The following is a 12878-nucleotide window of genomic DNA, read 5'->3' on the forward strand; positions in this document are numbered from 1 at the left end:
CGAGTTGCCCCGCGGGCGAGCCGTGTTAGATGTTGCGTAAAGTGGCAAACAGTGACGCCCATTCACTCTTCGCGCGATAAAACACCGGAGGTTTGCCAATAGGCGTATCTACGGTAATTTCACCGCCCTGGTAAGTTTCCCCAGTCCAGACGTTTACCCAGCTATCCTCTGGCAGATACAGCGTCCAGTTTTGCTGGCCCTGTTCGTGAACCGGCGCGACCAGCAAATCTTGTCCCAGCAGATACTGATATTTCAGGGTATAGGTCCGAGCATCGTCTTCGTAATGCAGGAACAGCGGGCGCATCACCGGCAGACCGGTAGCGCTGTTTTGCGCGACAGCCTGTTTTAGATACGGTTTCAGGGTGGTAAAGACGGTGGTCATACGGGCAAAGTGGGCGATGGTTTCAGCATCACCATCAAACTGCCAGTTATCGCCAGGGCGGTTACCTTCGTGGGTGCGCATCATCGGCGTGAAGGCGCTGAAGTCACACCAGCGCAGTAGCAGTTCTTTGCTGCGTTTCATGTCAAACAGGGTGGTGTAGCCGCCGATATCGCTGTGGTGCAGACCGTGACCGGTCATCGCCAGCGACAGCGCCGCAGGAACGACGGAAGCCAGACCGTCGTCGAGGCTCCAGTCAACGTTCTGATCGCCTGCCCACATCATGGTGGAGTACTTCTGGCTGCCGGTGTAGCCCGCACGCATAAAGAACAGGATTTCGCCGAGTTTGCCGGTCTCCTGTAACGCTTCATAGTTGCATTTCGCCCACAGTGCGGGCCAGGCGTTATGCATAATTTCAGCGCTGACGCCGTTGTGCAGATACGTATCGGTTGGCAGGTATTCGCCAAAGTCGGCCATCCAACCGCCGCAGCCCAGCTCAATCATGTTCTTTTTGATGACTTCTTTGAACCAGTCGTAGGCTTCGGGGTTGGTCAGATCGACCACACCGCCGTAAAACTCGCCGAACTCAACCAGATAGTCAGCGCCTGAGGCATCTTTCGCCAGATAACCGCGTTCAGCCGCTTCGGCACAGAGATCTTTGTCGCTGGCGACGTACGGGTTGATATAGGAGAGGAACTGTACACCTTCTTCTTTCCACTGCTTAATACGGTTATCCAGCTGCGGATAGTTGTCGCTGTTCCACTTCCAGTTCCACATCACGCGCTTGCCAAAGGAGGTCATGCGGATCCCGGACCAATCCTGCGCCCAGATGCCGTTTACTTTCACGCCTGCGTTACGCATGGTGTCCAGTTTGTTCTGGCAAATTTCAGTACCGCCCTGAATACCGAGCGTGACGCCATCGTAGATCCAGTCCGGCAGCTCCGGTTGGCGTCCTAACAGCGCAGTCAGTTTTTCCAGCAGAGAGATATAGGTTTCGGCGCACTCAATACGCAGAGTGGTTTTGTCTTCCCACAGAGCGAGTTCGTGATACTCCGGCGCGCTGAAATCGAAATTCATATAGCAACTGTTATCAACGTGGCAGTAGTACTTCTGTGTGCTGACGAAGGTTGGCTGCGGAAAGAAGGTCCAGTAATAGTCACCGCCGGCATTTTCTTTGCAGTCGGCCTGCCAGGTGACATAGCTGTTTTTGTTGCGGCCCACGCCCTGTTCGCTGGTCCACAGCGGGAACGGTTTACCGCGTAAGTCGAAATAAGAGAACTGTTCGCCGCAGCCGTAAATATGATCGTCTGGGTTGGCCGCCAGACGCAGCCAGATACGGTTATGGCTGAGTTCCTCGTTATGGAGGTCGAGCTTCAAACGACCCTGATCATCGGTAGAGATGTGTAGCGTGGCGTTGATGGTATTACCGCGGCTGAAATGTACCAGCCAGCCATCAGGTGACTCGCTAACCGTGGCGTCGGTCAGAGCAATCTTCTCATTGAGCTTGTCTTTGATGCTGAAGTTGCCGCGAAACATGTCAATGTCGGCAACGCCAGTGCCGATCCACAGACAGGGGGTTTCTGTGCTGTGACGTAAAATCAGGCGCTGGTGGTACGTTAAAGCAAATCCATCAGGTAATGATGTGAGTTCTAAGGCGGTTGACCGTTGTTGTAGCGAATTCATTATCGTCTCCGTAAAAATAGGGTAATTCGGTAATTTGTCGGAAATCTGTTATTCACTGCCGATTAAAAAATGCATTTGATGTGTTTCTCCGGGCGCGAGATGAATCAGGCTAATTCCGGAGTTAAAGGCGTCTGGCGGGCAGGTCATCGGTTCAACCGCCAGGCCACGCCGTGCTAATTTTTCGCCGGTGTACACCTGTAGCCAGGGCTGGTGGCTGCGTAAAAAAGTGGACATGTTTTGCGATGGACTGGTTATCCTGACTTCCCACTCAGCGTCAGGTGGCATGGTCCTGAACGTATGATCGATAGTGGTCTGCGCAATGCGTCGCTGCGTTGTGAAATCCCGTTCATCGCATGTTTCTTCACTCGCTGGGAGTGTTAATTCACAGTCATCGATAGGGTGCAGATTGCAGGTCAAGTAGGGATGTGCTCCCGCGCCATAGGGTGCAATTTCGTCACCCACATTCTGTGTCCGAATAATGACGTGCAATCCGCTGTCGGCCTCCAGTCGGTAAATCACCTCTGAAACCAGCGCAAAGGGATAGCCATAAGAGGGCGGAAGAAAAATCGTCAACGACACTTCCGTGTTCGACAGTTGATTAATCTGCCAGTCCCGCCAGGCCAGCAATCCATGGATGGCGGTATGTGAAACAGGGTCGTTAACGGCAAGTTGGAAGGTCTTGCCGTTATGTTGATAGCAGCCATCTGCAACGCGGTTTGGCCAGGGAACCAGCACTTTTCCTAAATGTGCCAGCGGCATCTCTTCCGGCTTATGTGGAATCACAATGTGACGCCCAAGGTGCGTCAATTCTGCTAGTCCAGCACCAACCGTGACGATTTTCGCCTGGAAGTTTCCGGCTTGAAGATGAATGGTTTTTCCACCGTTATGCATGGCTGCTCACCTTGTTACTTATTTAGCGTTGATATCCAGCAGACCGGCAGCCACTGCCGGAGCAAGGCCCGGAGCCAGCGGTAGACGCGGGATCACCAGGCAGTGCAGTAGGTGATAAATGTCCTGCTTACCGTCCCAGACTTTGGTAGTCACCTTGTTATCGGTGTCCAGCTCCTGCCACCATGAACCGGTCTCGTAGTCCATCAGATATGTGATGCAGTAATCCCACCACTTCTGGTACCAGGCTTCGTATTGGCTGTCGCCGGTGAGGGTATACAAGGCATAGGCGGTACCCATGGCTTCGACTATCGGCCAACGCACTCTTTCGCGAACGATGGGTTTACCATCCCAGTCCACCGAATAGACAAAACCATCTGCGCCGTCCGGTGCCCAGGCATCACGGATGGTGGCGTGGAACAAGCCTTTGGCATCTTCCAGCAGCCATTTGGGAGGCGTTTCAAAACGGGCTTCCAGCGCGGCATGCAGATGCAGCATCAGGCGGCCCCATTCGATCCAGTGTCCCGGCGTGCCGCCGTAGGCGCGGAAACGGTGAGCTAGGTTATCCTTGTTGTAATCGCGGATTGGGTTCCACTGTGAATCGAAGTGTTCGTTAACGCGATACTCCCCGCTGCGGGCTACGTCGTGAATAATCACCGAAGCAATTCGCAGTGCGCGATCGAGCCATTTACGGTCATGGGTAACGTCATACACGATCAGGAAAGCCTCGACCGCGTGCATGTTGGCGTTACCGCCGCGGTAATCTTCCGTCTGGCTAAAAGCTTCGTCCCAGGATTCCAGGCACATCTGCTCCTCTTCGCTCCAGAAGTACTTTTCAATCACGTCGATAGCGTCATCCAACAATTGTCTGGCCTGCGGATGACCGGTGGTGACCGCACTTGCCGCACCAAGCAAAACGAAGAAATGCTGATAGCCCTGTTTGGAGGCGTCCATAACGCCTTCATCATTTACGCAGGCGTACCAACCGCCGTAGCGAGTGTCGCGTAACGCACCGTTCAGTGCTTTAATGCCGTGATCGACTAGCTGATATGCGCCAGGACGACCCATTGACGCGGCAACGGAGTAGACGTGCAGCATGCGGGCGGTGATCCACAGATGTGTCCCCATATCTGCTCTGACCTGACCACTGTTTCCCAGCCAGCCAAATCCGGTGGGTACCGCCGCATTCTTACCAAAGTTAAAGATGCGGTCGGTTTCTTGTTCCAGCCAACGGTTGTGGCTTAGGGTGTTGAACCATTTCATTCTTAGATCCTCTTAGCGCCGGGCCATCATTTCGTCGACGATATCGCCCAGGCGTTGTAATTTAGGCGCGGAAACATCGCGCAGCATCAGTTCGGTATCTGGCAGGCCAACAACCGATGACCAGACCGCACGTCCGGCCAGGAAGCCAGATGCGCCTGCGGTCATTGCTACGCTGACTGCGCGCGGGAACAGTTTTTCATCCACACCAGAGGAGAGAATGACCCACGGCATGTTGATGTTCTCATTCAGGCGTTGAGAGGCGCTAAGCAGTTCTTGTTGGGTACCTTTGCCGTACAGCGGCATTTCGACCTTGTAGAGATCGGCACCGCTATCACCCAGCTCTTTTGCGGCATCGATAATGGCCTGTTCGCGATCGAACTTATCGCCACGACGCGGCGGACGAACAACCGGCTCGATGATGCTCAGTAAGCCATTGGAATGGCATAACTCATTGAATTCTTTCACCATGTCCAGACGCTGTTGGGCATCTTCATCGCTACGCCATAGCACCAGCAGTTTGAGAGCCTTAGCACCATCTTGCTTCACGGCCTGCGGGTTGATTTTTTTATCAATCACCACGCTATCGACCGGAATACCGTTACCCGGAATGAACTCATCAGCGGCCACAATCATGGCGCAGCTTTTGGCGACAGCGTTTTGCTCTACAACCTGGCGGTAGCAGAACTGCTGATCGACCAGAATGGCGGAGGCATAGGGGGACAGGATCTTCGCCGCATTGACTTTGAAATCGGTCAGCACGCTGTCATTGACCGGGGATTTTGCACCCGCTGCGGCAAACATTAAGCGCATGGCTTCGCGCTGATCGACCGCCAGCATGGCAAAACCGCCAGAAGCTCGGGTGATATCTTTCAGGGTGTACTTCGTCATTGTTCAGTCCTTACTTATCTGTGTGTTTATTTAGCCCGGCGGATGCGCGAACCTGTTCGAGAATTGCCGTCCAGTCTTCCCGGCCACGGCCAGCGGCGCGTGCCTGGTTATAGACTTCGCGGGAGGCGGCGCCGAGCGGCATCGGCACATGCAGTTGGTTGGCAACGTCCAGGGCGATGCCAAGATCCTTGTGAGCTAAATCGATCATAAAGGCCGGGGAAAGATCGCCTTTCAGCACTTTGTTTGGCCAGGAGGTGGTGAAGTGGCCTTTCCCGGCGGGGGTGCCGCTCATAACTTGCAAGGCCACATCAAAGGAGAGGCCAAGTGCCTCGCACAACACGGCTGCTTCGGCAGAAAGAGCGTTCAGTGCGATACTCATGTAGTTGTTGATGAGTTTCACGCGGATCCCCATGCCGGGACCCCCTGCATTGATCAATTCATTACCCATCGCCATCAGAACCGGTGCGGCGCGTTCTACCTGCTGTGCCGTTCCGCCTGCCAGCAGCAACAGTGTTCCCGCGATAGCGTGATCGGAGGTGCGTCCAACCGGGCAATCCATCATGTCGAAACCTTTGGCACGCATATCAGCGATAAGCTTGTCGGTTTGCAGTGGATGAATGGTCGACATATCAATCACTAATTCCTGTGGGGAGAGGCTTTCACAGATACCTTGCTCTCCGAACAGTACGCTACGCACCAGATCGCCGTTTGGCAGCATGGTGATGACAAATTCGGCCCCTTTTGCTGCCTGAGCCGGGTTGCTGGCAGGCTGTGCTCCTTTTTCCACCAGGCGCTGAACAGCATCCGGGTTAACGTCAAAGACGCTGAGTTGATGACCCTGCTTCAGCAAGTTGCTCGCCATGGGTGAACCCATCTGACCTAATCCGATAAATGCTATAACTGCCATAACGTTCTCCTGAGACGTGGATGTCATTTTTTGTCATTTAAGGTCGTTTGTTTTTGTCTGTTTTTGATCGTATTTGTAATTTATGGTCAAAAAATTGACAGCCGTCACTTTTTAAACATTTTGTGAAATTAAAATGATCCCATCTTGAAATGCCTAAGGAATGACCATGATTCGTATTGCTTGTGTAGGTATTGCCGTGATGGATCGCATCTATTACGTGGAAGGTTTACCGACCGAAGGAGGTAAGTATGTGGCTAAGCGTTATACGGAAGTGGGCGGCGGGCCTGCTGCAACGGCCGCAGTGGCTGCAGCGAGGCTGGGCGCGCAGGTGGACTTTATTGGCCGTGTGGGCGATGACGACACCGGAAATAGCCTGCTGGCGGAGCTGGAATCCCTGGGGGTAAACACCCGCTACACCCGGCGCTACGCGGGGGCAAAGTCTTCGCAATCGGCAATTATGGTTGATGTGCAAGGGGAACGGATTATCGTTAACTATCCCAGCCCGGATTTATTGCCGGATGCTGATTGGCTCAATGAGATCGATTTTTCCCAGTGGGATGTGGTGTTGGCGGATGTTCGCTGGCACGAAGGGGCCAGGCAGGCGTTCGCGCTGGCGCGTCAGGCGGGAGTGATGACGGTACTGGATGGCGACGTAACGCCACAAGATATCAGCGAGCTGGTGGCGCTAAGCGATCATGCTGCATTCTCTGAACCTGGACTGGCGCGTTTAACCGGGATAAACGATTCTGTCGCTGGACTGAAACAAGCACAAACGCTCACAAATGGACATGTTTACGTAACGCGGGGAAGTGAAGGCTGTGACTGGATAAAAAATAATACGTTGCAGCATCAATCTGGATTTAAAGTCGATGTTGTGGATACTACGGGAGCTGGAGATGTTTTCCACGGTGCGCTCGCATTCAGCCTGGCCGGCGGCGATGCTCCAGAAGAGGCCGTCAGGTTTGCCAGTGGGGTTGCTGCGTTAAAATGCACTCGCCCGGGAGGAAGGGCCGGAATCCCTGACTGTGATCAAACCCGATCTTTTCTGTCACTTTTTGTATAAAATGCCAGGGCAATGGTTTTTCGAGGAAATTTCATGAGTCTTACCGAACTGACCGGTAACCCGCGACACGATCAACTGCTTATGCTGATTAGCGAGCGCGGTTATATGAATATCGACGAGCTGGCCAGCCTGCTGGACGTGTCCACGCAAACCGTGCGTCGTGATATTCGTAAACTCAGCGAGCAGGGATTAATTACGCGTCATCATGGTGGCGCGGGCAGAGCTTCCAGCGTGGTGAATACGGCGTTTGAGCAGCGTGAAGTCTCCTGGACGGAAGAGAAAAAAGCCATCGCGGAAGCGGTGGCTGATTACATTCCCGATGGGTCAACGGTGTTTATTACCATTGGCACCACCGTTGAGCAGGTGGCACGCGCGCTGTTAAACCATAATCATTTGCGCATTATCACCAATAGCCTGCGTGTGGCGCACATTCTGTATAACAACCCGCGTTTTGAAGTCATGGTACCGGGGGGAACGTTACGCCCGCATAACAGTGGCATCATTGGCCCTTCTGCCTCGGCATTTGTCGCTGATTTTCGGGCCGACTACCTGGTTACCAGCATTGGCGCGATCGAAAATGATGGTGCGCTGCTGGAGTTTGATGTCAACGAGGCCAGCGTAGTGAAGACGATGATGGCCCATTCAAGGCATATTCTGTTAGCTGCGGATCATACGAAATACACGGCTTCTGCCGCGGTAGAAATTGGTAACGTGTCTCAGGTGACCGCGCTATTTACCGATGAATATCCAGGCCCGGCACTGCATAATTTACTTCAGTCACAGCAGGTGGAAATTGTGCAAGTGAGTCCTTCACAGGATGATGCTCTGGCAGTGTAATTCTCCCCCAATGATGGCTCGATAAGTTCGTAGCCATCACTCTCGCATAGTCAAACTTCTCCTTTCCCGCTACAGTTATTCATCCACGGCGAATAAGGAGAAGGGCATGCTCTATATCTTTGATTTGGGGAATGTGATTGTCGATATCGACTTCAATCGCGTGTTAGGTACTTGGAGCGATCTGAGCCGTGTACCGCTGGCTTCGTTAAAGCAAAGTTTCACCATGGGAGAGGCTTTTCACCAGCACGAGCGAGGTGAAATAACGGATGAAGCCTTTGCCGAAGCGCTATGTCATGACATGGCGCTACCGCTAAGCTATGAGCAGTTCTCCCACGGCTGGCAGGCCGTTTTTGTTGCCTTGCGTCCTGAAGTCATCGACATCATGCAAAAGCTGCGTGAGCAGGGGCATCGGGTGGTCGTCTTGTCGAATACTAACCGTCTGCACACGACGTTTTGGCCGGACGAATACCCCGAAATCCGTCAGGCTTCTGACCATATTTACCTTTCCCAGGATCTGGGCATGCGTAAACCGGAAGCGCGGATTTACCAGCATGTCCTGCAGTCTGAAGGTTTTTCTGCGCATGAGGCGGTATTTTTCGACGACAATGCCGATAATATTGAAGGGGCTAATCGGTTAGGGATTACCAGCATCCAGGTTGTCGATAAAACGACCATTCCGGACTATTTCGCGAAGTTGCTATGCTAAAAAATGTTCAGCAACAAGCCAGGCACCATACGCGTCCTGTTCGGGCCTGGCTGAAGCTACTATGGCAGCGGATTGATGAGGACAACATGACGACGCTGGCAGGGAATCTTGCCTATGTCTCATTACTCTCATTAGTGCCGCTTATTGCCGTAGTTTTTGCGCTTTTCGCTGCATTTCCGATGTTTTCTGACGTCAGCGTCCAGCTACGTCATTTCATTTTCGCAAACTTTATCCCGGCGACGGGAGATGTCATTCAGCGTTATATCGAACAGTTCGTTGCCAACTCGAACAAAATGACCGCCGTTGGGGCGTGCGGGCTGATTGTGACAGCGCTATTACTGATGTATTCCATTGATAACGCGCTGAATACTATCTGGCGCAGCAAGCGTACTCGGCCTAAAGTTTACTCTTTCGCCGTTTACTGGATGATTTTAACGCTGGGGCCACTGCTGGCGGGGGCCAGTCTGGCGATCAGCTCTTATCTGTTGTCATTGCGCTGGGCCAGCGATCTCAACACGGTGATCGATAACGTCCTGCGTATTTTCCCGCTGGTGCTTTCCTGGCTCTCGTTCTGGCTGCTTTACAGCATCGTACCGACTACGCGTGTACCTAACCGTGATGCGGTTATTGGCGCCTTTGTGGCCGCAGTGTTGTTCGAAACCGGAAAGAAAGGATTTGCGCTCTATATCACGATGTTCCCGTCTTATCAGCTCATTTACGGTGTCCTGGCGGTGATCCCCATTTTATTCGTCTGGGTATACTGGACCTGGTGTATCGTCTTGCTAGGCGCGGAAATAACTGTCACTCTCGGGGAATACCGCAAACTTAAACAAGCCGCAGAACAAGAAGAAGCAGAGCAACCATGATTGCATTAATTCAGCGCGTAACCCGTGCCAGCGTCACCGTGGAGGGCGAGGTGACGGGTGAAATTGGCCCAGGACTTTTGGTCCTGTTAGGTGTCGAAAGGGATGATGACGAACAGAAAGCGAACCGCCTGTGCGAGCGCGTACTCGGCTATCGAATCTTTAGCGATGCCGAAGGCAAAATGAACCTTAACGTGCAGCAGTCAGGGGGCAGCGTGCTGGTGGTTTCACAGTTCACGCTGGCGGCAGATACCGAACGCGGCATGCGCCCGGGGTTTTCAAAAGGGGCTGCGCCCGATCGTGCAGAGGCGCTGTATGAGTACTTTGTTGAGCGTTGCCGCCAACAGGAAATGAATACGCAAACCGGTCGATTCGCTGCGGATATGCAGGTTTCACTGGTTAATGATGGCCCCGTGACGTTCTGGTTACAAGTATGAACCAGCTACCGGTGTGGCCGCGGACAACAAGAGAGAATACGACGATGTATCACCTTCGAGTACCGCAAACAGAAGAAGAATTGGAGCGTTACTACCAGTTTCGCTGGGAGATGCTGCGTAAACCGTTGCACCAGCCTAAAGGCTCCGAACGGGATGCCTGGGATGCGATGGCGCATCACCAGATGGTGGTGGACGAAGAGGGGAATCTGGTCGCAGTAGGACGTCTGTACATCAATGCGGATAACGAAGCCTCCATACGCTTTATGGCCGTTGACCCCTCCGTGCAGGAGAAAGGGTTGGGCACGCTGATGGCGATGACCCTGGAGTCTGTGGCGCGTCAGGAAGGGGTAAAGCGCGTAACCTGTAGCGCCCGTGAAGATGCGGTCGAATTTTTCGCCAAGCTGGGGTTTGTGAGCCAAGGAGAAATCACCACGCCGCAAACCACGCCGGTGCGTCACTTTTTGATGATTAAACCCATCGCGACGCTGGACGACATTCTCCATCGCGGGGACTGGTGCGGACAGCTACAGCAAGCCTGGTACGAACATATTCCATTGAGTGAGAAAATGGGTGTGCGCATTCAGCAGTATACCGGGCAGAAATTTATCACCACGATGCCCGAGACGGGCAATCAGAACCCGCACCATACGCTGTTTGCCGGGAGCCTGTTTTCACTGGCGACGCTAACGGGCTGGGGGCTAATCTGGCTGATGCTACGCGAGCGTCATCTCGGCGGGACGATAATCCTTGCTGACGCGCATATACGGTACAGCAGGCCGATCACCGGGAAACCTACAGCCATCGCCGATCTGGGCTCGCTGAGCGGAGACCTGGATCGTCTGGCAAGAGGTCGTAAGGCGCGCGTTCAGATGCAGGTCGGGGTATTTGGCGACGACACGCCGGGCGTGGTGTTTGAAGGCACCTACATTGTGCTACCCGCAAAACCGTTTGGCGCGTATGAAGAAGGCGGGAACGAGGAAGAGTAAGTCAGAGGGTATCTTCTCTACTCGATGAATGCGTCTGCCGGAAGATTAAAGCGTTCTGCAAGCGCTTTAATATGGCTTACAGTCAGTGCTCTGCGACCATTTAAGATGTTGCTGACGTTCGATTTTGAACCGAGTTCGTTGGCAAGGTCTGATGCTTTGAGACTGTATTGGTCCATGAGCGTACGCAATACTGAAACGCCAGAGGGTGTTTTCTCCAGGTGTTGGTTGAGTGCTTTGAATTCCGGCGCATGTTTTTCATATTTACTGATTCGGGCACAGAGCAATTCAAATAGTGGGTTTTCAAGATCGTCGTGGTCGACCAGATACTCCACTAGCGCAAGTGCCCTGCGATACTCAGTGTCATTTCGGTCTTCCCCCAACAGTGGGATGGTTTTTACCGCATCGCTGAAGGTATCAACAATCTTTTTTGCGCTGGCTGTATCCATATGACGATGCGTTCTCATTCTTTATTACCCCGATAATATGCTGTCAGTTTGTCATATTCGGCATGGGAAACGATATGTTTGACAAATATCTTATGTGACCTGAAATCTATGTAGGAGATGAGTCTTAGGCTGTTACCAGAAACATCAATCACCCACCATTTATCTCTGTACTTAAAATTATCCAGTGAAGGAATATACTGCTTCATCTCTTCAGGCTGAATGAATGTTTTTTTCTCCAAAACATTCAGTAAATCAGCGAGAGCAAGCTGATGATTTGGATACATGAGCATTGCCTCGTTAAAAGGTTTTCGGCTGATAACATGCAAGGTGTAGTTCCATTACAAGGTTTTCAACCTGAAAACAAAATAACGCAACGCAATTAAGTTTACAAGATGAAAACACTATATTAATTAAGCATGTCTTATTGCTGTAGAATTTATGGCGCGCCAGGCAACATCCCGCATTGCGCTTCGTGCCGCTTGACTCACCCCTGCTAGCTGGAAAAATCCGTGGATAACACCGAGATAGCGTTGGCAGGTGCAATCCACGCCCTGCTCCTGGAACTGTTGATACAGGGCCTCACCTTCATCTCGCAGTGGGTCGAATTCAGCTGTAATGATGTGCGTGGGCGGTAAACCGTTGAAGTCTTCGCGCCAGAGCGGGCTGACTTCGGGATGCAATGGATCGGTTTGCGGCATATACATCTCGTAGCCCGACAGCAGTGTGTCGCGGGTGATAATGTAATCCTGTCCATTATGGTCATAGCTCGCAAAGCTGGCGGTTGCATCCAGCATCGGGTAGATCAGCATAAGCTGCGCAGGTTGCCATTGCCTGGTAGCTTTCAGGCGTAGTGCGGTGACCAGCGCCAGATGCCCGCCAGCGCTGTCGCCAGCCAGCGTAATGTTGTCCCGGTCTACTCCCAGTTTCTTGGCATACTTCCAGATAATATTGGCCCCCGATTCAGCATCGTTATGTGCTGTCGGGAAGATGTGCTCTGGTGCGAGGCGATACTGCACCGCAATGACCCGACAGCCGCTGTACCAGGCGAGTTGCCTTAGCTGGTTATCATGAGTGGTAAATCTGCCGCTGACAAAGCAGCCGCCGTGATAATAGATAACGCAGGGGAGATTTCCCGTGCAGCCCCGCGGCGAAACTACGCGAAACATCATGGCATCGAGTTCAATATCTTCAACCTGTACGCGGGTTTCAGTGTCTCCGGCCAGGACCGTGCTGGCGATGTAGCCTGCTCTCCGGTCATCAATATTCTGCTCGCGCGAAGAAGGGCGTCCCGCCGCGATAAATGCTTCAACCAGCTGTGCAATCCCGCTTTCCAGTGCCATTTTCACATCTTCTTATCTGTATGGATATACAGGTTTATAACCTGGATAACTAAGAATGAAAATGGGAAAAATGGGGGTGGTTATGATTCTGGAAAGCTGCTCGCAGATTAAATACCGTCATTGGTTTCTGCTGTTTGAATTCTGTATTGTGAGGAAAATGTACTATACGCCATTGACGTATAGTTAATTTCT

Annotated in this window: 14 protein-coding genes; 6 read left to right on the top strand and 8 right to left on the bottom strand. The window is 52.6% G+C overall.

Features of this window, described 5'->3' with window-relative positions:
* Window positions 1-25: 25 nt before the first annotated feature.
* The 5 genes from ACHHZ7_RS17005 to yihU are packed head-to-tail and all read right to left on the bottom strand — an operon-like array spanning window position 26 to window position 6008.
* Complete coding sequence (locus ACHHZ7_RS17005; protein ID WP_060683035.1) at window positions 26-2062, bottom strand: alpha-glucosidase; 2037 nt, start codon at window positions 2060-2062, stop codon at window positions 26-28.
* Between the two features lie 48 nt (window positions 2063-2110).
* Complete coding sequence (locus ACHHZ7_RS17010; RefSeq protein WP_060683036.1) at window positions 2111-2953, bottom strand: aldose-1-epimerase; 843 nt, start codon at window positions 2951-2953, stop codon at window positions 2111-2113.
* 18 nt (window positions 2954-2971) lie between these two features.
* A complete protein-coding gene (yihS, locus tag ACHHZ7_RS17015; protein WP_060683037.1) occupies window positions 2972-4213 on the bottom strand; it encodes a sulfoquinovose isomerase in 1242 nt (413 codons plus the stop codon).
* A 12-nt stretch (window positions 4214-4225) separates the two neighbouring features.
* Window positions 4226-5101, bottom strand: coding sequence for a sulfofructosephosphate aldolase (gene yihT / locus ACHHZ7_RS17020; RefSeq protein WP_043018880.1), 876 nt, complete (start codon window positions 5099-5101; stop codon window positions 4226-4228).
* A 10-nt stretch (window positions 5102-5111) separates the two neighbouring features.
* Window positions 5112-6008, bottom strand: a complete 897-nt coding sequence (gene yihU / locus ACHHZ7_RS17025; RefSeq protein WP_060683038.1) for a sulfolactaldehyde 3-reductase — start codon at window positions 6006-6008, stop codon at window positions 5112-5114.
* 166 nt (window positions 6009-6174) lie between these two features.
* On the opposite strand from yihU, the gene ACHHZ7_RS17030 reads away from it, so the two are divergent.
* From ACHHZ7_RS17030 to fabY, 6 genes are all read left to right on the top strand, one after another.
* Entirely contained in the window at window positions 6175-7071 is an 897-nt protein-coding gene (locus ACHHZ7_RS17030; protein WP_060683039.1) for a sugar kinase, read from the top strand.
* A gap of 33 nt (window positions 7072-7104) precedes the next feature.
* A complete protein-coding gene (locus ACHHZ7_RS17035) occupies window positions 7105-7908 on the top strand; it encodes a DeoR/GlpR family DNA-binding transcription regulator (protein ID WP_060683040.1) in 804 nt (267 codons plus the stop codon).
* 106 nt (window positions 7909-8014) lie between these two features.
* Entirely contained in the window at window positions 8015-8614 is a 600-nt protein-coding gene (yihX, locus tag ACHHZ7_RS17040) for a glucose-1-phosphatase (protein WP_060683041.1), read from the top strand.
* The gene (locus tag ACHHZ7_RS17045; RefSeq protein WP_008786998.1) at window positions 8608-9480 is read left to right on the top strand and encodes a virulence factor BrkB family protein; all 873 of its coding nucleotides are present in this window, start codon (window positions 8608-8610) and stop codon (window positions 9478-9480) included. The genes yihX and ACHHZ7_RS17045 overlap by 7 nt, the downstream gene beginning before the upstream one ends.
* On the top strand, window positions 9477-9914 hold the full coding sequence (gene dtd, locus ACHHZ7_RS17050; protein WP_003825289.1) for a D-aminoacyl-tRNA deacylase: 438 nt from the start codon (window positions 9477-9479) through the stop codon (window positions 9912-9914). Before ACHHZ7_RS17045 ends, dtd begins: the two co-directional genes overlap by 4 nt.
* Before the next feature lie 44 nt (window positions 9915-9958).
* On the top strand, window positions 9959-10900 hold the full coding sequence (fabY, locus tag ACHHZ7_RS17055) for a fatty acid biosynthesis protein FabY (RefSeq protein ID WP_003825286.1): 942 nt from the start codon (window positions 9959-9961) through the stop codon (window positions 10898-10900).
* A 17-nt stretch (window positions 10901-10917) separates the two neighbouring features.
* Here the strand turns inward: fabY and ACHHZ7_RS17060 are convergent, their stop codons facing one another.
* The 3 genes from ACHHZ7_RS17060 to ACHHZ7_RS17070 all read right to left on the bottom strand — a co-directional run bounded on the left by ACHHZ7_RS17060 (window position 10918) and on the right by ACHHZ7_RS17070 (window position 12686).
* Entirely contained in the window at window positions 10918-11364 is a 447-nt protein-coding gene (locus ACHHZ7_RS17060; protein ID WP_060683042.1) for a type II toxin-antitoxin system HigA family antitoxin, read from the bottom strand.
* Complete coding sequence (locus tag ACHHZ7_RS17065) at window positions 11361-11672, bottom strand: type II toxin-antitoxin system HigB family toxin (RefSeq protein ID WP_048215202.1); 312 nt, start codon at window positions 11670-11672, stop codon at window positions 11361-11363. The genes ACHHZ7_RS17060 and ACHHZ7_RS17065 overlap by 4 nt, the downstream gene beginning before the upstream one ends.
* Window positions 11673-11756: 84 nt before the next feature.
* Window positions 11757-12686, bottom strand: a complete 930-nt coding sequence (locus ACHHZ7_RS17070; RefSeq protein ID WP_060683043.1) for an alpha/beta hydrolase — start codon at window positions 12684-12686, stop codon at window positions 11757-11759.
* Window positions 12687-12878 lie beyond the last annotated feature (192 nt).

Source organism: Citrobacter freundii complex sp. 2024EL-00216, assembly GCF_043945515.1.
Taxonomy (GTDB): domain Bacteria; phylum Pseudomonadota; class Gammaproteobacteria; order Enterobacterales; family Enterobacteriaceae; genus Citrobacter; species Citrobacter portucalensis.

Bases quoted from the DNA above. Each gene is read 5' to 3' on its own strand.
- ACHHZ7_RS17005 (WP_060683035.1), bottom strand. From the start codon at position 2,062: ATGAATTCGCTACAACAACGGTCAACCGCCTTAGAACTCACATCATTA.
- ACHHZ7_RS17010 (WP_060683036.1), bottom strand. From the start codon at position 2,953: ATGCATAACGGTGGAAAAACCATTCATCTTCAAGCCGGAAACTTCCAG.
- yihS (WP_060683037.1), bottom strand. From the start codon at position 4,213: ATGAAATGGTTCAACACCCTAAGCCACAACCGTTGGCTGGAACAAGAA.
- yihT (WP_043018880.1), bottom strand. From the start codon at position 5,101: ATGACGAAGTACACCCTGAAAGATATCACCCGAGCTTCTGGCGGTTTT.
- yihU (WP_060683038.1), bottom strand. From the start codon at position 6,008: ATGGCAGTTATAGCATTTATCGGATTAGGTCAGATGGGTTCACCCATG.
- ACHHZ7_RS17030 (WP_060683039.1), top strand. From the start codon at position 6,175: ATGATTCGTATTGCTTGTGTAGGTATTGCCGTGATGGATCGCATCTAT.
- ACHHZ7_RS17035 (WP_060683040.1), top strand. From the start codon at position 7,105: ATGAGTCTTACCGAACTGACCGGTAACCCGCGACACGATCAACTGCTT.
- yihX (WP_060683041.1), top strand. From the start codon at position 8,015: ATGCTCTATATCTTTGATTTGGGGAATGTGATTGTCGATATCGACTTC.
- ACHHZ7_RS17045 (WP_008786998.1), top strand. From the start codon at position 8,608: ATGCTAAAAAATGTTCAGCAACAAGCCAGGCACCATACGCGTCCTGTT.
- dtd (WP_003825289.1), top strand. From the start codon at position 9,477: ATGATTGCATTAATTCAGCGCGTAACCCGTGCCAGCGTCACCGTGGAG.
- fabY (WP_003825286.1), top strand. From the start codon at position 9,959: ATGTATCACCTTCGAGTACCGCAAACAGAAGAAGAATTGGAGCGTTAC.
- ACHHZ7_RS17060 (WP_060683042.1), bottom strand. From the start codon at position 11,364: ATGAGAACGCATCGTCATATGGATACAGCCAGCGCAAAAAAGATTGTT.
- ACHHZ7_RS17070 (WP_060683043.1), bottom strand. From the start codon at position 12,686: ATGGCACTGGAAAGCGGGATTGCACAGCTGGTTGAAGCATTTATCGCG.